This window comes from Virgibacillus sp. M23, assembly GCF_034190895.1.
Classification (GTDB): Bacteria; Bacillota; Bacilli; order Bacillales; family Amphibacillaceae; genus Virgibacillus; species Virgibacillus salarius.
The window spans coordinates 1-16,353 of sequence record NZ_JAWDHA010000009.1; the positions used below are offsets into that span (position 1 = coordinate 1).

The 16,353-nt window shown below is 33.9% G+C and carries 27 protein-coding genes; all 27 read right to left on the reverse strand.

Annotated features, from left to right (window positions below):
• Positions 1–109 precede the first annotated feature (109 nt).
• The 27 genes from RVS70_RS05195 to RVS70_RS05325 all read right to left on the reverse strand — a co-directional run bounded on the left by RVS70_RS05195 (position 110) and on the right by RVS70_RS05325 (position 16,328).
• Positions 110–409, reverse strand: a complete 300-nt coding sequence (locus RVS70_RS05195; protein WP_321132602.1) for a hypothetical protein — start codon at positions 407–409, stop codon at positions 110–112.
• A 2-nt stretch (positions 410–411) separates the two neighbouring features.
• Positions 412–606 carry a hypothetical protein gene (locus tag RVS70_RS05200; RefSeq protein ID WP_321132603.1) on the reverse strand — a complete coding sequence of 65 codons (195 nt, stop codon included), beginning with the start codon at positions 604–606 and terminating at the stop codon, positions 412–414.
• A gap of 2 nt (positions 607–608) precedes the next feature.
• The gene (locus RVS70_RS05205) at positions 609–830 is read right to left on the reverse strand and encodes a hypothetical protein (protein WP_321132604.1); all 222 of its coding nucleotides are present in this window, start codon (positions 828–830) and stop codon (positions 609–611) included.
• A gap of 11 nt (positions 831–841) precedes the next feature.
• Complete coding sequence (locus tag RVS70_RS05210; RefSeq protein ID WP_321132605.1) at positions 842–1,117, reverse strand: hypothetical protein; 276 nt, start codon at positions 1,115–1,117, stop codon at positions 842–844.
• Between the two features lie 255 nt (positions 1,118–1,372).
• Positions 1,373–1,567 (reverse strand): hypothetical protein, encoded by a 195-nt coding sequence (locus tag RVS70_RS05215; protein WP_321132606.1) that lies wholly within the window; start codon positions 1,565–1,567, stop codon positions 1,373–1,375.
• A gap of 138 nt (positions 1,568–1,705) precedes the next feature.
• Positions 1,706–1,852, reverse strand: a complete 147-nt coding sequence (locus RVS70_RS05220; RefSeq protein WP_321132607.1) for a hypothetical protein — start codon at positions 1,850–1,852, stop codon at positions 1,706–1,708.
• 165 nt (positions 1,853–2,017) lie between these two features.
• The gene (locus tag RVS70_RS05225) at positions 2,018–2,152 is read right to left on the reverse strand and encodes a hypothetical protein (protein WP_321132608.1); all 135 of its coding nucleotides are present in this window, start codon (positions 2,150–2,152) and stop codon (positions 2,018–2,020) included.
• Positions 2,153–2,304: 152 nt separating this feature from the next.
• A complete protein-coding gene (locus RVS70_RS05230) occupies positions 2,305–3,603 on the reverse strand; it encodes a PD-(D/E)XK nuclease family protein (protein ID WP_321132609.1) in 1,299 nt (432 codons plus the stop codon).
• On the reverse strand, positions 3,603–4,217 hold the full coding sequence (locus RVS70_RS05235; RefSeq protein ID WP_321132742.1) for a thymidine kinase: 615 nt from the start codon (positions 4,215–4,217) through the stop codon (positions 3,603–3,605). The genes RVS70_RS05230 and RVS70_RS05235 overlap by 1 nt, the downstream gene beginning before the upstream one ends.
• A 27-nt stretch (positions 4,218–4,244) precedes the next feature.
• Entirely contained in the window at positions 4,245–4,454 is a 210-nt protein-coding gene (locus RVS70_RS05240; RefSeq protein WP_321132610.1) for a transcriptional regulator, read from the reverse strand.
• The gene (locus RVS70_RS05245) at positions 4,451–5,524 is read right to left on the reverse strand and encodes a hypothetical protein (RefSeq protein ID WP_321132611.1); all 1,074 of its coding nucleotides are present in this window, start codon (positions 5,522–5,524) and stop codon (positions 4,451–4,453) included. Before RVS70_RS05245 ends, RVS70_RS05240 begins: the two co-directional genes overlap by 4 nt.
• Before the next feature lie 162 nt (positions 5,525–5,686).
• On the reverse strand, positions 5,687–5,920 hold the full coding sequence (locus tag RVS70_RS05250) for a hypothetical protein (RefSeq protein WP_321132612.1): 234 nt from the start codon (positions 5,918–5,920) through the stop codon (positions 5,687–5,689).
• A 9-nt stretch (positions 5,921–5,929) separates the two neighbouring features.
• Positions 5,930–6,136, reverse strand: a complete 207-nt coding sequence (locus tag RVS70_RS05255; protein WP_321132613.1) for a hypothetical protein — start codon at positions 6,134–6,136, stop codon at positions 5,930–5,932.
• 6 nt (positions 6,137–6,142) lie between these two features.
• Positions 6,143–6,304 (reverse strand): hypothetical protein, encoded by a 162-nt coding sequence (locus RVS70_RS05260; RefSeq protein WP_321132614.1) that lies wholly within the window; start codon positions 6,302–6,304, stop codon positions 6,143–6,145.
• Between the two features lie 359 nt (positions 6,305–6,663).
• Positions 6,664–7,299, reverse strand: a complete 636-nt coding sequence (locus RVS70_RS05265) for a hypothetical protein (RefSeq protein WP_321132615.1) — start codon at positions 7,297–7,299, stop codon at positions 6,664–6,666.
• Positions 7,300–7,313: 14 nt separating this feature from the next.
• Positions 7,314–8,771, reverse strand: a complete 1,458-nt coding sequence (locus RVS70_RS05270) for a hypothetical protein (RefSeq protein WP_321132616.1) — start codon at positions 8,769–8,771, stop codon at positions 7,314–7,316.
• On the reverse strand, positions 8,768–9,409 hold the full coding sequence (locus tag RVS70_RS05275; RefSeq protein ID WP_321132617.1) for a hypothetical protein: 642 nt from the start codon (positions 9,407–9,409) through the stop codon (positions 8,768–8,770). The genes RVS70_RS05270 and RVS70_RS05275 overlap by 4 nt, the downstream gene beginning before the upstream one ends.
• 64 nt (positions 9,410–9,473) lie before the next feature.
• Entirely contained in the window at positions 9,474–10,445 is a 972-nt protein-coding gene (locus tag RVS70_RS05280; protein WP_321132618.1) for an AAA family ATPase, read from the reverse strand.
• A 75-nt stretch (positions 10,446–10,520) separates the two neighbouring features.
• Positions 10,521–11,708 carry a hypothetical protein gene (locus RVS70_RS05285; RefSeq protein WP_321132619.1) on the reverse strand — a complete coding sequence of 396 codons (1,188 nt, stop codon included), beginning with the start codon at positions 11,706–11,708 and terminating at the stop codon, positions 10,521–10,523.
• A 45-nt stretch (positions 11,709–11,753) separates the two neighbouring features.
• The gene (locus RVS70_RS05290; RefSeq protein ID WP_321132620.1) at positions 11,754–12,404 is read right to left on the reverse strand and encodes a PQ-loop domain-containing transporter; all 651 of its coding nucleotides are present in this window, start codon (positions 12,402–12,404) and stop codon (positions 11,754–11,756) included.
• A gap of 13 nt (positions 12,405–12,417) precedes the next feature.
• Positions 12,418–13,002, reverse strand: coding sequence for a hypothetical protein (locus tag RVS70_RS05295; protein WP_321132621.1), 585 nt, complete (start codon positions 13,000–13,002; stop codon positions 12,418–12,420).
• 40 nt (positions 13,003–13,042) lie between these two features.
• Positions 13,043–14,239: an RtcB family protein gene (locus RVS70_RS05300; protein WP_321132622.1), complete on the reverse strand. Its 1,197-nt coding sequence runs from the start codon at positions 14,237–14,239 to the stop codon at positions 13,043–13,045.
• 245 nt (positions 14,240–14,484) lie between these two features.
• Complete coding sequence (locus RVS70_RS05305) at positions 14,485–14,718, reverse strand: hypothetical protein (RefSeq protein WP_321132623.1); 234 nt, start codon at positions 14,716–14,718, stop codon at positions 14,485–14,487.
• Positions 14,715–15,035: a hypothetical protein gene (locus RVS70_RS05310; RefSeq protein WP_321132624.1), complete on the reverse strand. Its 321-nt coding sequence runs from the start codon at positions 15,033–15,035 to the stop codon at positions 14,715–14,717. Before RVS70_RS05310 ends, RVS70_RS05305 begins: the two co-directional genes overlap by 4 nt.
• A 53-nt stretch (positions 15,036–15,088) precedes the next feature.
• Entirely contained in the window at positions 15,089–15,523 is a 435-nt protein-coding gene (locus tag RVS70_RS05315) for a hypothetical protein (protein ID WP_321132625.1), read from the reverse strand.
• A 39-nt stretch (positions 15,524–15,562) separates the two neighbouring features.
• The gene (locus tag RVS70_RS05320) at positions 15,563–15,982 is read right to left on the reverse strand and encodes a hypothetical protein (RefSeq protein WP_321132626.1); all 420 of its coding nucleotides are present in this window, start codon (positions 15,980–15,982) and stop codon (positions 15,563–15,565) included.
• 88 nt (positions 15,983–16,070) lie between these two features.
• The gene (locus RVS70_RS05325; protein WP_321132627.1) at positions 16,071–16,328 is read right to left on the reverse strand and encodes a hypothetical protein; all 258 of its coding nucleotides are present in this window, start codon (positions 16,326–16,328) and stop codon (positions 16,071–16,073) included.
• Positions 16,329–16,353: the final 25 nt, after the last annotated feature.

Consider the following 16,353-nt stretch of genomic DNA (forward strand, 5'->3'; position numbering starts at 1 on the left):
TCCCTACACCTCCTTGTCATTTAAATAATATATATATATTTCTTTCTGCATGTTTCGCAACAAAATGCTTTCTTGCATGGCTTTCCGCAATTTCCGCATATGTTCATCTCTATAAAGCCTCCTTAATCTCTGCTAATGCCATAAATAACTTTTGATTCGATCTTTCTATTTCATTTAGATAGCTTTTTAAATCACTGACAGCTTTTTCATCGATTAGTAGACATTTAGTATTCATAGCTTTAAAACAAGCTGTTAAGGTAGAATAAAACCCTTTAAATTTATAGTCGGTTATTTCTTGTTTTTCTTTTGGATTCCAGTACGTTTCCAATCGTTCAATAAAATAGTTACTATCATCCCATTTCCGTATACGCACATTGTCTATTTCCATGATTACTGGTTTATTTGACATCCCTAGACCTCCTCATGCACTAAATAATGCTGATAAAACTTAAGAAAGCGTACTATTCCTCTCAATTCTTCACTGTTAAAACTATCCAATGCTTCTCTTGCGCCTACTGCTTCCATCCCATTGCTTCTTAGTTCTTCATACATTTTCTTTTCCTCATCTGTATAGCACCCATTGTCTAATTCTTTTATATAATCCATCCCTAGACCTCCCTAACTTCTGGTAATTTGAATAAGTGGTTTTCTATACTTTTGAATTTATCTTGTGTTAATTCATCTATAAATACCTCGTTATCTGGACTGTGTACTCTTACAGAAAACCCGTTTAATTGGTCTTTTTCTGTTATCAAATTTAGAATTTCCATAAAGTAATCGTTAGGTGCTATTAAGAACTTATCTCCTTTTTTTATGTCACTAAATTCCATCCCTAGACCTCCTAAAATTCGCTAGTCGCAAACATATCTGGCTTATCGCAATACTTATTAATTAATTTTCCTATCTCATCGGTTTCTCCGTTAAAACCATCGTGATAATAAGTAAAATGTTCTTCGGAATCCATTTCCCTAACTTCGTCTCCGCCATTAAATTCCTTATATTCTTCCCAAAGTTCATTGCCAAACTGAGTAATGTAAATATTAATCGCTTGCCCTTTGCTTTCTGCACAAATCCACGTCTTCGCACCTTCGTCAAACTCATACATTTTTAATTTCATTTCCTAGACCTCCTTGTCATTTAAATAATATATATATATTTCTTTCTGCATGTTTCGCAACAAAATGCTTTCTTGCATGGCTTTCCGCAATTTCCGCATATGTTCATCTCTATAAAGCCTCCTTAATTAACAACTTTTTTCCAAATATAAATTATAGACCATCCAATTATAGCCCCTATTATAAAACCGATAGCATCCAACATTGAACGACCTCCTTAAGATACCAATTTTTATTTCTAACCTCATTATCTGTATTTATACAAGCTCTTCCATTCCACGCCAAAGCTTATAGTCGTCATCAACAAGTTCGAAATATTCAAAGCTGTTTTTATGATTCTTATCGTTTAGTGCTTTTACAATACGATTCCCCCAATACTCACTCACATTTTCTGCGATTAAAGTATCTGCTTCACTTTCTCTATTGAAATTATCTACCAATATAACCTTCATCCCCTAGCCCTCCTTCACTATCATTGTGTCGTAAGCTTTTTTAACAACCTCATAATAATCCTCGGCGTCTTCCATGTAATAAACTCCGTACAGGGTCAAGACAGTGCCATCGATGAGTACAGGTGGTCGTATTTTACTTTACTTAAGATTGTTTGGCTCAACACTTATTGTATTTACCATCTCTGTCATAATACGATCATTAGAAGCACAATAAACTGATATCATGCTGGGAAACGTATAGTTTTCCTTAACCTTTTCATTCCATTCGTTAGTCCATATCTCCATCTATTTACCTCCCTAAATTTTATAAAAGCACGATTTTAATAATTTCCAATCTCATTAAATATCTTTTCAATAATTTCTACTGGAACATATTTATAAACCGTATCCATGCCCCGATATATCTCAACTTCTTCTAACTCTGAGAATGTTGGAAGACCCCCCCCTCTATTAATGCAATACTTTTATTCTAGCGTTACAAACGCATTTATTAACGTGCTTTTTCAAGATTACTTCATTACCACAGCTTGGGCATTTAAAAACAGGATATTTTGAATCATCATCTTTGGGCTTCTTTTTACTCAACTGATTTCCTCCTTTGTTTCTATAGTGTTTCTTTCGATGTATTTATAATATCACGTACAATTTTATATTGCAATACTTTTGTTTTAAGTTGTTTAATTAAATTTCAATTCGATAAATTTCTATGTATAGCGTAGACACATCTACGCTTAAAATTATAAACCTAACATTGCTAACAATTCATCGTCTGACGGAGCCTGTTTATCATCTATAAACATCGCATTATGCTCTTTATACTCTTTATAGAAAGAGCAGTATTCCTTTAAATCACAGAGATTATTACAGTAAAAAGAGTCGGCTTCTGCAATTTTATCTCTATTAAATGCTGTCTCAGCATCCCCAGACTCAGTTTTATCTACAATATTATCTAAAGTCGATATTAATGACTTCTTAAATGATTCTAAGACCTCTTCCGTCATTTCAACATCGATATGACAGTCGCTTACAGTGTATTTCTCCTGAACAAACTTAGGCATATTATCTAAACTGTTATTATTTATAGCATCTTCAATCATTGTATTAATGGCAATCACGTCATAGTTAACTGAATCCAACTCGTCAATTTTAGTTTTTAAACCTTCAATTTCTTTAGAAATAATAACCTTTTCATCTTCTGTTCGGACTTTAGCGTTATATTTGCGCTCAAGTTTTTTGATTTCCTTTTCAACCTTGGCAATTTCTTTTTGAACACCTTCCAAATCCTTACGTAGTTGATTTGATATTTTGCCTACCCATAATCTTCTTTCTGCCTTTGTGACCTTCTCTTTTCCATTGGCTTGTATATATGACACGTTAAGATATTTCATCATATCATATCTAATTTTAATTTTATCCATAGGGAATTCTCTCATCTTATTATCCACCATTCTTCCATGCTGGTTGATTCCCATTGCATAAATCATGAGTTGCCTAGCTTTCTCTAAAAGCTTTTTCCCACTAAATCCACTTATACTTGATGTTTTGTAGTCCATAATAACAATGTTGCCATCTTCATCAATAAACTCAGAGTCGATGTATCCTTGAAAAGCATACTTCTCATTTCCTTCAAAAATAGCGATAACTGGCTTTTCATTAATAACATTATATGGTATCTTTCTCACGTTTGAGAAATAGTGTTGTAGATTTTCAATATAGCTTTCAAACTGACTTTGCTCAGGAAATGCAAGCTTAGGGTCATCTAACATGTTGTATTCAATTATTTTGTCTTCCAATTTTGAAGCCATTTCTTCATACGTATGTTCACCATCATATAAACCCTGAATGAGATCATGTGCCACGGTTCCCCACCATGTATAGCAATTGTCTTCGTTGATTCTTATTTTGTCTATATATTTGAGTTTATACAGCCATGTACAAGTGTCAAATGTTCCTACTTTTGAAAATGACCATAGTTTGTCCACTTCTAATTTTTCTTTAATCATATTTAGCTGTTCGCTACTCAATCTGTCTCCCACTAATTGTTTCCTCCCTTTTGACTGTCAATCATGTCAGCCATAAAATGAAATCTACATTTTGGTTCATATCTTATATTTGTATTACTAATAGTATCTCCAACTAATATTGAATCACCTTTAAAAACTGGTTTTCCATTGACCACTCTTTGATTATACATCGCCTTGCGTTTGCATCCTTTCACATGACAAACTGTTTTAATCTCTTCAATTTTATCTGCATGTGATAATAATACATTGGAAGCGACAAACAATATACCTCTAAAGTCGGTTCTCAAACCATAGGCGATAACTGGTATTCTCATGGTATCAGCAATTGATATTAACTCAAAAGCTTGTTCTTGAGTAAGAAACTGACACTCATCAACAAATACACACGATATGCTACCTTTCTTATCCATTTCCGTTTTCACACAAGTTAATATACTATCTTTTAAACTAATATCTATACACTCTGTCTTCGTCCCCACTCTACTTTCGATAAACCCATTTGCTGACCTAGTGTCGAGAGATGGCTTTATCACAACTACTTTATCACCTTTACTTTCGTAGTTATGAACTGATGCAATTAGATTCATTGACTTGCTTGAATTCATAGTTCCGTATCTGAAATACACTTTACTCAAATTAAAAACTCCTTTATATTAAAAGTCCAAAAGCTCTTCTACATTCAATTCTTTTACAGTACTATATTTAAGTGCTCTTAAATCAACTGCATACCATGTTTCTTTAAGAGATTCTAGCTTTTGAATAAATTCTCTCTTTTCTTTCTCGCCAAAAATGTGAACTCTTCGCTCATTTTTCATAGGAAGCATAATTTCGTATTCAATTACAAATATACTTTTACCTTTCATTGCCCTACCTCTTTTCTATATTTAAATAGATGCCTCCATATCTTTACACCCTTATCTATTGGACTATCATTTTCTCCAAGGATGTTGTAAGTGTCCCAAATATAACTAGTCTTTCTATACTTGGAAATCTTATTGCATGTATCAATCAAAAACTGCTCACCAATCGCTTCGCCATCGTCATTTTTCATAGTCATTACATCTTTATCAAAAGCAATAATAATTTCTGTATCTACAGGAGTGTAATAAAGTATTATTTGCACTTGAGCATCCGAAAGTTCGTGACCACCTACGCTACTGCTAAACCCTTCATTCCTGTGAATTGTATGATGTTTCAACACACTCTTCTCTGCCTCAAATATGACAAGCTTGTGATTAGAAATTACATAAGGCAAAGAATGACTAAAACCATATAAGTTATACATTTTCATATAACCTTTTATATAATTCCAATACTTTGGAATCTGAAAAGCCTTCATCTCAGCCTTGCTACGTAGAGTTCTTCCAGTTATACCTACAATGGCATTGGTATCATCATAATTAAAATGAGGAAAAATGATACGATCTTGCTTTGGGTCATAACCAACTTTAAAGAATTGAGAAGTCTGAGGCATTATCCCTTCATAAAAGAGATTGATGTGAGAAACCATGTCAAAGTCATACAGCTTCTCAATACCAAACTTTGGCACATCAAGCTCATTAATATCTACAGTTGTCCTGTTCTGACTTCTAATGCTTTTAAAATTTGCCAAAGGGTCTCTCTTTTTCTTAGTGGAGACTCCCCCAATTCCGAATAAAGCTTTAATGAACCTCATTGATTCAATAAACTTCTCTTTTCTGAAATGCTGTACCAGACCCAAAATATCTGTCTTAACCGTTTCACCATTTGAATAAACTCGGCTTGATAATGTGTCTATATTTACAGCAACGGACGTATGATTATCTCCAGATGGGGTAGCGCATCTTATCTCTCCTCTAGCCTGCCAAATGCTATGACAACCTATCTCTTCTAGAATCTTTTTAATCTTATCTATATCTTCCTTGATGTATTCCTTTAATTCTTCTGCGTTCATTTTCTCATCCACCTAATAAACAATGCTGATAAGTTCATTAATCACTATATCAGCATTGTTGCAATACTTTTTCTTAACTGAAAGCAATTGTCTTCTTTCCATTAATCTCAAGCATTCTATTCTTAATTTCTTTAATTAATCGACTATATAGTTTTCGCATATTCACACCTTCCTTTGTAAATCTCTTCTTACTCTCGCTACTGTGTCCCAATCAAATTTCTTGGCAATCCAATTCTCAAATCGACCATATTTTGTATGAATCCAACCCAAAACATTTTCACTAAGCTCTCCTAGTGCGTAGAATGTCAATAGTGGAATTGAAATAGGTAATAAGATTACTGTAGCCACATTTCTCATAGCTTTTATTCGTTTTAGTTGTGCAGTAATATTTAACATATTATCCTCCTACTCTCGTACCTGTGGTATGATTTTATCTAATATTGATTGCAACAAGTCTTCTAAAAACATTAATAAATCTTCTATATAACGAGATAATACTGTTATTAGATATAATGGAATCCATACTGGGGAAGTAGCTGTTAAAATTGTTAATCTTGTCATCTCCATTATCTTAAAGGATTGCTTCGTATAATACCGTTTATGTTTATTCATATCCACCTATTCCTCTAACCATTTAATCTGTCTAACTTCTAAACGACTTAAGGGGTATTTGTGCTTTAATGCATCTTTCATATACTTAGCTAATTGCTTATTCCAATAGGTTAATACCCTTTCTCCATTTAGATATATTCCCCATCTGTTCTTATACACAATATCCATCTATCTCCACCTATCACTTAAGAATAGAGTATTAATAAAAGAACGGTTTTATTAATCTGATTAATTGATAAATTCCAGCTATAGTAACAAACAGCACGCACAGGATTGTATAAATGGCGAATCCACCAGTTGCCACAACTTCCAATTCTTGTATCACGTTAAGCAATCGCACATGCTCACCTCTACCCTTTTTCTTAAATATCTATAAATAGAATAACATTAAACACTTTATATTGCAATACTTTTGTTCAATGTTTTATTCTATCTCTTCTCATTGAGTAAATTATTATAAATGACATAAACGCTAAATATATTAAAACACCAATGCCATTTATTACATATTCCATTCAAATCTCTCCTTAAGAGCCAAAACTCTTATCAGCGTTTGAGTCAATTAATATCTCTAACTCTCTGTCGTTAAATCCCACTTCATTAAGCTTGAGTAACATTTTAGCTATCTCTTCTTTAGGAACCTTCATTCCTTTTTTAATAAACTTAGGTATTCTCATTATAGTACCACAAATATCCCTAGCTCTTTGTTCATTATATCTAACTTTATCACCTTCCAGATATGAAAAATCGACTAGAGAATAGAACCTACCATCTTGCACCCAGAACATATTATGCTTAAAATCAAACTGAGAAACAATCTTCTCTGGCTCTCCCGTCCATCTTGTGATAATTTGATACTTTCTAATTGAAATAGCGTTATCTGTTAATACTAAATTATGGTCGCGATATTTACCTACTCGTACATTACTACGTTTCTTAAATACTCTTTGGCGATTAAAGTAATCTGAGAGCTCATCAACTAAATCTTCGCTTCTTATAAAAACATCGATATCTTTTGGCTCTTGGTCATGGTGGTAACTATAAATACATCCTCCACTAACAAATGACTCCTTTATAAAATCTTCACGAAAATATGATGGAAGTAATTCTGACAAAGAGTTTCTTTCTGATTCTACTTGTTTAACAATCTCAAAAACGTCCACTTATTTCTCTCCTCCTACCAATCTTGTGGTATATTACATGTACCGAAATCTTTGACTATATTTCTACCCATATCAACTTCAAACACTAGTTGTCTGCTGGTTGCCCCCATTCTGTTCTTTCCTAAGAAAATAATAATATATTCTTTATCAGGTGACATCTTTTGCATCCCTTTCTTTGTCTTAACACTAACAGGACTCTTACCACCATCTTTTTCACTTTCTAGAGCTTTTCTAGCTAACAATAACGTTGATACTGGGTCTACAACATTCTTACTAACTCCTAAGTTATTTTGTGACAGATACCTACTAAGCATCGCGCTTTTACCAAGCTGATATGTTACCCAAACATGTAAGTTACGATTCGATGGTTTGATTAAGTCGTAAAGTTTTACCATTCCTTGTTGCAACTGCAACCATGCCTGAGCGTTTTCATTTATTGCGTCTGAATCAAGTTTAAGAGTATCAAGAATAAAATATTTAACACCATTAATAGAAGACTCTTTCTTTATCTTTTTAATCGCTTTATTCATACTAAATGAGTTGAAGTTAACAAATGTGATATACCCATTCTTCATTTGCTCTTCTAGCCAGTCAACTCCAGCTCTTAAGGTATCTAACTCTTCCTTGCTGAATTCTCCTTGTAGAAATCTTTGCTTATAAAATTCTCCACCAGTAATATTATTGATAGCCCATACAATGATTTCACGTTTCCATTTTTCACTGTCCTCTTCGTTGGCAAGAATAAAGAGCTTTTCTTCAAATTCAATCATGTTAGGCAAAATTTGAGACAAAGTAAAGAACGTCTTACCAACGCCACTATTTGCACTGAGCATTGTGAGATTGCCTATAGCCATTCCATTAGTATGCTCTGTAAACATTGGAGATGAATAAGGGAATCCTCTCATTTTTCCTTGGTGAGCATTCATTACCGTATCCCATAGTCCCTGAGATAAATCCTCTACTGGCTCCTCTATTTCTACATCAGCGAAAACAGAGTCTAGCACCCCTTCTAAAACACCCTGAATATTGTCTACGCTCATGACCTTGTAGTGTTCAAATTTCTGCATAATTGGAAAGCCTAGATCGTGAAGCTTCAATAGTGCATTGAACTTTTTAATGTCAGTAAGATAACTTTCAAAGTTCTCTTCTTTTACAAAAGAGATTCCATTTGAGATAGTTTGATATCCACCATACTCTTCATACATATTTTGAAGTTGCTGGTTATCTCCTACTGCAAGCCCTATGACAATATCGTCGAGTACTTTCTTTCCCTTTTCCAATTGTGATTGAGCTACAGCAAAATAAAACTTCCAAATAGGGTCATGAAAATCGTCGGGCGTGAGATTTGAGTCAAAATATAAATCAGTATTTTTATAAATACTTAGAACAACATAGCTCTCTGATGTATTCTTTACCTTTTTGAGCATTTGTCTAAATTCTTTATTTTCCTTATCTGTGCTTTTCTCGCTCATAGCTGTCCTCCAAACAAGTTATTAATATCATTCTGTACTGTATTTCCTTGCTCTTGTTTCTTCTCTTTTAATTTGGCTTTATAATCAAATGATGGAATATCTTTATCCTTCATTAGTTTTTCACTAGCTTTATTTTGTTGTTCAATCCTCTGAGAGACATCGTTGATTTCCCCTGTGATAAATCTCATAATCCCATCTGTTCTATGCTTGCTATTTGAAAAGTTAGTATTACTAACGTACATATTTACTTTTGGCTTCACTACTTTCATAGTCAATAAGATAGTTTTAAAATCATAGCCCCTAGGAAGTATTCTCACATTTTGTCCATTTGGATAATATTGACCCAGCCTTAATCCAGTCAATCTACGAACGGTATGTGTGTCCAGAGATTTGGTTTCGCCTAACCCCAGAAGTTCTTTTCTAAAATAATTATAAACAGCGTTCCAATCGTTATTCTCCTTTGTTAACAAGGACTTGTCTGCCCTGCCTTCTAAATACTTTGGCAAACAATTCATGTGAAATTTTCTTCTATAATTTCTTATACCGACCTTTGTTGCCATTGGAATTTTCTTTTCCACTAACTGGTTTTCAGTTTCTATAACCTTGCCACAGTAGTAACATTTGATGATCTTGCTCATTATAAACACACCCCTAAATGCAATACTTTTGTTTAGAGGGGAGCTTGATAAACTCCCCTCTGGTCTACATGTTTTCTATAGTTTCTACAATTTTGCTTAGCGTTTCGAATTCACTCGCATCCTTAGGCTTTAATGGGTTTTTGATTTTAGCTTTTTTAATCATTTCCGTTGCCTTTTCTTTTTGCTCATCTCCTAATGACATAGCATCTTTCAATCTGTCGGCAATTGGTTTTTCAGCTTTCGCATCTTCTTTTTCTAGTGATTTCTTAGCTTTGTCATGGTCTTTAGATAAGCTTGACTCAATTATTTCTGCACCTTCTCGTCCACCAACGAATTCTTTCCATACTTCATACGTAGGGTTTTCAATTACTTGACCTATTTGTGTCACACCAGTTCTGTCTTTAAGAGTTTCGCTTTTATAAACATAATCACCAGATTTAGGATTTTTCTCTGTGTACAACTTGAGTACCAAGTCATAATCATACTCTGAGCCCTTTTGCATCACTGGCTTTTCACCTATCTTAACGAAGTTGTCTCCAACCTTTTGTTTAACATCGTCTATTTGTGAAATAGAGATAATGTTAACTCCTTTTGCTGAGAGGTCAATCTTTAAGTTTTGAAGGCGTTGAGCTACAGCTTTAATTCTTCCCCATCCTCGCATAGAGACCGCACTATCCATAACATCTCTTCCAGCCTTCCGAGCTTTAGCCTCTTCTACCTGTAAACTTGCATCAGTTAAGTTTTGATAAAACTTTGTCTCACTATCAATTACTAAAGTTCCAACCTCATTTGTCCCCATATCCATTAGCTCATCAATTGCCTCTTCTAATTCATTGAAATCTTGTGTATTGGCAATTCCTAATAAATTTTTACCATAAATTGGATGGTTTTCATAAAAAGCCATACCTGTTTCAGCATCTAGTGCATAAATTCTCGGAAACGAAAGCGCCACCACAGACTTACCTACGCCCTTCTCTCCCATAAGTAAAACCTTTAATCCTAACTTCTTTGTTGATGGTTTTCTAAAAATACCCATAAATAAATTACCTCTTTCGCTCATATTTTTTGCAATACATTTGTTTAAAGAAAGAGTATTACCCCTCTCCTTTTTTTACAAACCTAACTGACTCATCCAAGCTTGGTCATCCTCTGTGTTCTCTAAACCCTCATCGCTATCTACATCTGACTTATTATTATCTTCATTATCAGCTAAAACTATTAAGTCATCTGCTGACAAATAATTATCTCTTATATCGATCTTAAGGTCACTAGTCCCATCTTCTGATTCCTTTTTTTGAAGGAATGGACGTGTGAATACTAATTTACGAACCTTATTTCCACGAACCTGCATTTTTTTCTTAGCTTCTTCTGCTGAATAAAGACCCATATCAATGAGCTCTTTAATCTCGTCAGAAAGCTCAATATCTTCGTCTTTCACTTCTGCCTTATCATAGCCTTCGATAATGTATCCTTCTATTCCTAATTCACGGATTGTTCCTTTTTTAACTTTGAACAGGGCGTTTAAAATTTTCTCCGTCTTTTCTAGTTCCTTCTCGTCTTCGCCTAGCTTTACTGTAATAGCAAGAGGAAACGGAACGTTCTTCTTAAATGGTTTCCCATCTTTTTTAGACACATAATCTACAGCCATAGCAGGGATAACCACTTCACCAGCATCTTTGTCTTTTTTAGTAACCTTTTTAAATGATTTGTCGTCTAAAAGAATTGTTTGAACAAAATTCGTTTTGTATTGTACAGGTAAAAACTCACCGCTCTCTTTGTCCTTCTTTAAATAAGGAACATGGATATTTTGAATCTCTAATTTACGTTGAGTCTCTCCATTATACTCTGAAAAAGCAAAACTGCCTCTTACAGTGATATCCATGCCATCGACCAATTTTTCCTTTAAAACATCGTGAACATCCATAGGTGATAAGTACTTTTTGTATATTGGTCTTCCGTCTTCACCTCTTTCTAAACCTACTTTATGGAGGCGAAAATCTGATACCGAATCTACAATTGTTTCATTTAATCTATCAGCAAAATTCACTTGTAGTTGAGAATTATCCTCTTTGTTCATAGCATAGATAATTGGATTACTAGGGCTGTACCCACCCATCATTTCCGCGTAGATGACGTTTCCTTCTTCTGTCTCAATTCCAATATTTACACGAGAATAAACGTATCCTGTTCTATCGGATGTCTTTTCACCGCTAAATGAGTTTTCATTTAGCTTTAATTTACCTGTAATCGAAACCATACTTTTACCTTTTTGTAGCTTCTGTTTTTCTTGTTCTGCCATAGTTAAAATCCTCCATTACATGATTTATTGTAGTAATACTTTTTCTTAATTATTGATGCCTTTATACAATTTCTGGTTCTGATAATGAACCGTTAATACATATTGGGTCATAATTAACCCGATATTTACAAACTCAGTAAATATGATTTCAGATGATGTTCCTGTAACAATCATATTGAATGTTACCAGCAATAGCCCACTTCCTAATATTACATACAGCCATCTTGAAACTCCTGTTGCATCTTTGAGTTTATATAAATATATAATTTGCGGTATATAAGCTGTCAATAATGCAATTGTTCCTATTGTTTGAAATGCGTATCCAATATTTCTTTCATCGGCAAATTGGACATAATAAAGCATAATCCAAGAAATAAGCAATCCAATCGCAATTAATTTCGCACTGATATCAGTTGATATTGACCTTTTCCATCTATAATACATAACAATCGATATTGTATACCATGCACCAATTACGTTTAATAGTTGAGTAATTTGAACTTCAATTGGTGCATCCTGAATGCTCATATTCACAAGTATCAACGTACAACCTATTGCAATCATCAGCCAAAATAGAGCTGATATACCAGTAGGGTTTCTTGTCTTGTGTAGTTTAACGATCTGAGGCACATATCCACCAAGTAGGAGCAGTGAACCTAATGCCTGCGCTATTAATCCATAGTCTTGTATAGTCAATTTTATTTACCTCCTACTCTCGTACCAAAGCGTCAGTTTCTCCATTGTCATATCTTTTATACTCGATATTATATTTCTCAGCCATCGCTTCAACCTGAGCATCGAACCCAAGAAAGTTATCAATATCTTTCTCATCGTTAATTCCTAATTTCTTTTTAATTTGATTTGATACTTCATGGTTCATCATGATTCTTAAGGGGATGCCATGACTTGATGAAATATCCATAATGTCATCTTGAAGCTGTGATACAACGCTTAAGTCGTTGTTTTTGTCAGAAGGATTTGCAGTCTTACCAGTATCGCCTTGTTGCTCATCAACAACCTCTACTTCATTTGACTCAGTGTCATCCTCGGCATTTTGCGAATGTTCCAGTTCTTTTTTACTATATACTTTTCCTTCTAAATTATAGATTGTTAGAGGCTTATCTTTTAAAAGACTTTTAATCTCATTAGCTAAATTATTAAGGTGATTTTCAACATTTTCCTTAATCCCTTCAACTCCAGTAAAGTTTTCTATAACCTGTAATTTATCCCCATCAAACATTGACTCATAGTCAATTTGAATTTGAAGATTTAAGACTCCTTTTGCATAATCCAAAATAATCAACTCCTAATTTTTGTAATTGCAATACATTTGTTTAATTCGCTTTAAAATTATATATTGGCTTTACAACTTCTACAACATCGATAGTATCATGCACATTATCCAGAATATCATTTATGGGCTTATATACCATTGGAGCCTCATCTAACGTTGACTCATTGACTGACGAAGTCCAAATACCATTCATCTGTTTGTTAAACTCTTCTAAAGACAGATTAGCTTTTGCTTTGGTTCTAGACATAACTCTCCCTGCCCCATGTGGCGCTGAATAGTTCCAGTCTTCATTTCCTTTTCCCACTGCTATAATACTCCCATCTCTCATATTTATAGGAATAATAACCTTTTCTCCATGTTGAGCTGAGATAGCGCCTTTTCGTAATACCATATTGTGCGTATCTATATAGTTATGAATTGTATCAAAGTATTCTAGTACCTTTTCAGAATCCCATCCCATTTTACCGACTATAATTGACGACATTGTTATTCTATTGATAAGAGCATAAAATTGAGCTATCTCCATATCATTCAAATATGACTTGAATTGTTCTCCTTCTAAATACGCTAAGTTCTTATTTATCTTTGGAGATTTAATGCCTCTAAGAGTCTCGTGAATTTCTCTTTCTCTCCCCTCTGCTTTCAGTTTAGATATAATAGTTTCCCTCTCAGTCGATTGAGATGATATAGCTTTATAAGCAATGTCTTGATGATATTTTGCGACCTGTGCTCCTAAATTGCGAGAACCACTATGGATTACTAGATAAACCGAATTATCAGACCCTTCGTTCAACTCAATGAAATGATTTCCCCCACCTAGAGTTCCTAAGCTTTTTCTAGCTCTTTTTTCATTAATCGGAGCAACCAGATTTTTGTATGGGATGTATTCAGATAAAAAATGTGGCTCATTTCTTACGCTAAACCCACTCGGAATGTTTTTCCGAATCACTTCGTCTAATTGGTCGAAGTTAATTTCATCTTTATGAATATCTAGCTTTGTGACCCCCATTCCACAACCAATGTCTACTCCTACGATATTTGGAACCACCTTGTCTGCAATGGTCATTGTAGTTCCAATAGTGCACCCTGCCCCAGCGTGGGTATCTGGCATAATTCTTATTTTACTATCTTTCGTAAACTCCTGATTGCAAAGTTCAACTATTTGAGACTTCGCTGTCTCTTCTACATTGTCTGTAAATACTTTGGCTTTATTAAACTTACCCTGTAATTCTATCATAACAATCCCCCTTTTGCAATACTTTTGTTTTGATATTTATAAATAATTATTCATTCTATGCGTCAAACTGTGATTGTCTAAGAATGAGTCATATGGATAGCATAAAGTATCCCCATTTACATCCGAAAGAACTATAATAGTCTCCCCCGTGTTGGTGTGCATCCCAATGTCTTTCACCGCAAAATCATCTTGAGACTCTACACTCGTCCAAATATCATGAATTTTAACATTTAATAAACTCATTCTCAATCACCTTTATAAATAAGAATATCTTTTTCTAGAACACTCTGTTCTAAGCCCTTCTTTTTTGTAATTCCTATACAGCTAAAACAGTCATATCCATAGTCAGTAACCTTGACTATTGTTCCAATCGGATAATAGTGTTTCACTTCGCAAGTGTTGTATATGACTAATCCATAATCCTTTCCATATTTGGCAAGTTCCTTCTTCATCATTTTCTTCTTTTGTCTTTTATTCATTGAACAACTTCCTCCTCTAATTTATAGGCATACCTTTTTCCATTTCTATCAATACCCATATTATAAAAAGTATTATCTGCTTTTACCTCTGGAAAAGCGTATATATTGAGCCCATGATTACAATGTGCGATATCTTCTATTAAATCGAGAAACAAGACACAGTCTAACCCTGTCCCCTTCCTTATATAATTACACAATCTAACATATTCAGATTTAAACTCATCAGTATTTTGTGTCAATTCCATAATACGTCTATACTCATCTATTAAGAAATCACTTTTTGTTATATAGTGTACGCCTTCATAGTGTCTCTCCACTTTGCATCCCCCTAGATATTAAATTGAATTTGTTTTTTTGTGAACAAGTCAGGTTAGATGTCTCTTATAAAGTTGACCAGCATATCAACATCACCCATGGTTGTATTTTCATTAATCATAAAGAAATCAATTAGCACATATTTAGAATAATCGCCACTGCCATAATATTCATCTGTAACAAGTACTTTTAGTTTAAGGTTTGAAGTAATAGGAATTAAATGTACATCGGTTCCATTTGTAATTGGAAAATCTAATGGGCTCTTATCTATCTCGTTGTCTTCTAAATAGCTGTTGATGGAAAATAGAATATCTTCTCCTTCATATTCATCATAACTGCCATTATACTCAGGTAGCTGTTCTCTAAAATAGTTGCTTAACTTATCATTTAATTCTGTCCTATTTCTTTCAACCAATCCTGTCATACTAGCCATCCAACCTTGCTCTTCGGCTTCTTTCACTAAACTCCAGTCTGATTTTATGATTTTCATATTGACCTCCAAAGGTTAATAAAACTCGCATTTTATCAATTAATGTATTTCGAATCCACCAGATTTTTCTGACCAATCTGCAAACTTTTCTGCCTTATCTACAAAATCTTCTCTGATTGGTAGATTATAAATATTGCTTCTTAAACTCCACTTATCAATTTGCTCTCTTTCCTCTTCGCTCATAGCATTCCATTCATCAGTTTTTCCTCTCTCAACTGAAACAAGACCTCTTGCCACTTGTGCCATGATTTTTGCCTTTTCTTCATCCACATAATAACCATCATTGCTACGAGGAGACGCACCATTTTCATCTGGAATATATCTATATGTTGCAGGTTTAATGCCTTTGCCTTGCCCCAAAACTAAGCCAACTCCTGCATCTAACATCCAAGACCAAGAAAATGCACCCATTGAAAACCAATCTAACTCTTCATTCTTAGGTTTTAAATCGTATACCACTATAATCCCTCCAATATTTTTCTGTAAAACCCTTGTTTATGCCAATGTAGCTCGCTAAATCTCCCTTTGTTATATACAGATGTATTTGTCACCCCACCCTCAATCGCTGTCTATTTGGTGTAGTAAAGTCTAATTTTAATCTCCATAAAACAAATGCTCTAGTAGTACTTAACTTGTCATTCTTTTTAAAATAACCAAATGATTTTCCAATTTTATCATCAGTTTTCCATTTATTCTTTCTCTTCGCCCATGAATAACCAAGTATTAATTTTAATTGCTTCTCTTTATAGAATAGTAGTGCTTTTGATAAGTATGTTGACTGTTGGTTCTTATATTTTTTAATCATAATGTATTGCCCCCGTATTATTTTT

Bases quoted from the DNA above. Each gene is read 5' to 3' on its own strand.
- RVS70_RS05195 (WP_321132602.1), bottom strand. From the start codon at position 409: ATGTCAAATAAACCAGTAATCATGGAAATAGACAATGTGCGTATACGG.
- RVS70_RS05200 (WP_321132603.1), bottom strand. From the start codon at position 606: ATGGATTATATAAAAGAATTAGACAATGGGTGCTATACAGATGAGGAA.
- RVS70_RS05205 (WP_321132604.1), bottom strand. From the start codon at position 830: ATGGAATTTAGTGACATAAAAAAAGGAGATAAGTTCTTAATAGCACCT.
- RVS70_RS05210 (WP_321132605.1), bottom strand. From the start codon at position 1,117: ATGAAATTAAAAATGTATGAGTTTGACGAAGGTGCGAAGACGTGGATT.
- RVS70_RS05215 (WP_321132606.1), bottom strand. From the start codon at position 1,567: ATGAAGGTTATATTGGTAGATAATTTCAATAGAGAAAGTGAAGCAGAT.
- RVS70_RS05220 (WP_321132607.1), bottom strand. From the start codon at position 1,852: ATGGAGATATGGACTAACGAATGGAATGAAAAGGTTAAGGAAAACTAT.
- RVS70_RS05240 (WP_321132610.1), bottom strand. From the start codon at position 4,454: ATGAAAGGTAAAAGTATATTTGTAATTGAATACGAAATTATGCTTCCT.
- RVS70_RS05245 (WP_321132611.1), bottom strand. From the start codon at position 5,524: ATGAACGCAGAAGAATTAAAGGAATACATCAAGGAAGATATAGATAAG.
- RVS70_RS05250 (WP_321132612.1), bottom strand. From the start codon at position 5,920: ATGTTAAATATTACTGCACAACTAAAACGAATAAAAGCTATGAGAAAT.
- RVS70_RS05255 (WP_321132613.1), bottom strand. From the start codon at position 6,136: ATGAATAAACATAAACGGTATTATACGAAGCAATCCTTTAAGATAATG.
- RVS70_RS05260 (WP_321132614.1), bottom strand. From the start codon at position 6,304: ATGGATATTGTGTATAAGAACAGATGGGGAATATATCTAAATGGAGAA.
- RVS70_RS05270 (WP_321132616.1), bottom strand. From the start codon at position 8,771: ATGAGCGAGAAAAGCACAGATAAGGAAAATAAAGAATTTAGACAAATG.
- RVS70_RS05275 (WP_321132617.1), bottom strand. From the start codon at position 9,409: ATGAGCAAGATCATCAAATGTTACTACTGTGGCAAGGTTATAGAAACT.
- RVS70_RS05280 (WP_321132618.1), bottom strand. From the start codon at position 10,445: ATGGGTATTTTTAGAAAACCATCAACAAAGAAGTTAGGATTAAAGGTT.
- RVS70_RS05285 (WP_321132619.1), bottom strand. From the start codon at position 11,708: ATGGCAGAACAAGAAAAACAGAAGCTACAAAAAGGTAAAAGTATGGTT.
- RVS70_RS05300 (WP_321132622.1), bottom strand. From the start codon at position 14,239: ATGATAGAATTACAGGGTAAGTTTAATAAAGCCAAAGTATTTACAGAC.
- RVS70_RS05305 (WP_321132623.1), bottom strand. From the start codon at position 14,718: ATGAATAAAAGACAAAAGAAGAAAATGATGAAGAAGGAACTTGCCAAA.
- RVS70_RS05315 (WP_321132625.1), bottom strand. From the start codon at position 15,523: ATGAAAATCATAAAATCAGACTGGAGTTTAGTGAAAGAAGCCGAAGAG.
- RVS70_RS05325 (WP_321132627.1), bottom strand. From the start codon at position 16,328: ATGATTAAAAAATATAAGAACCAACAGTCAACATACTTATCAAAAGCA.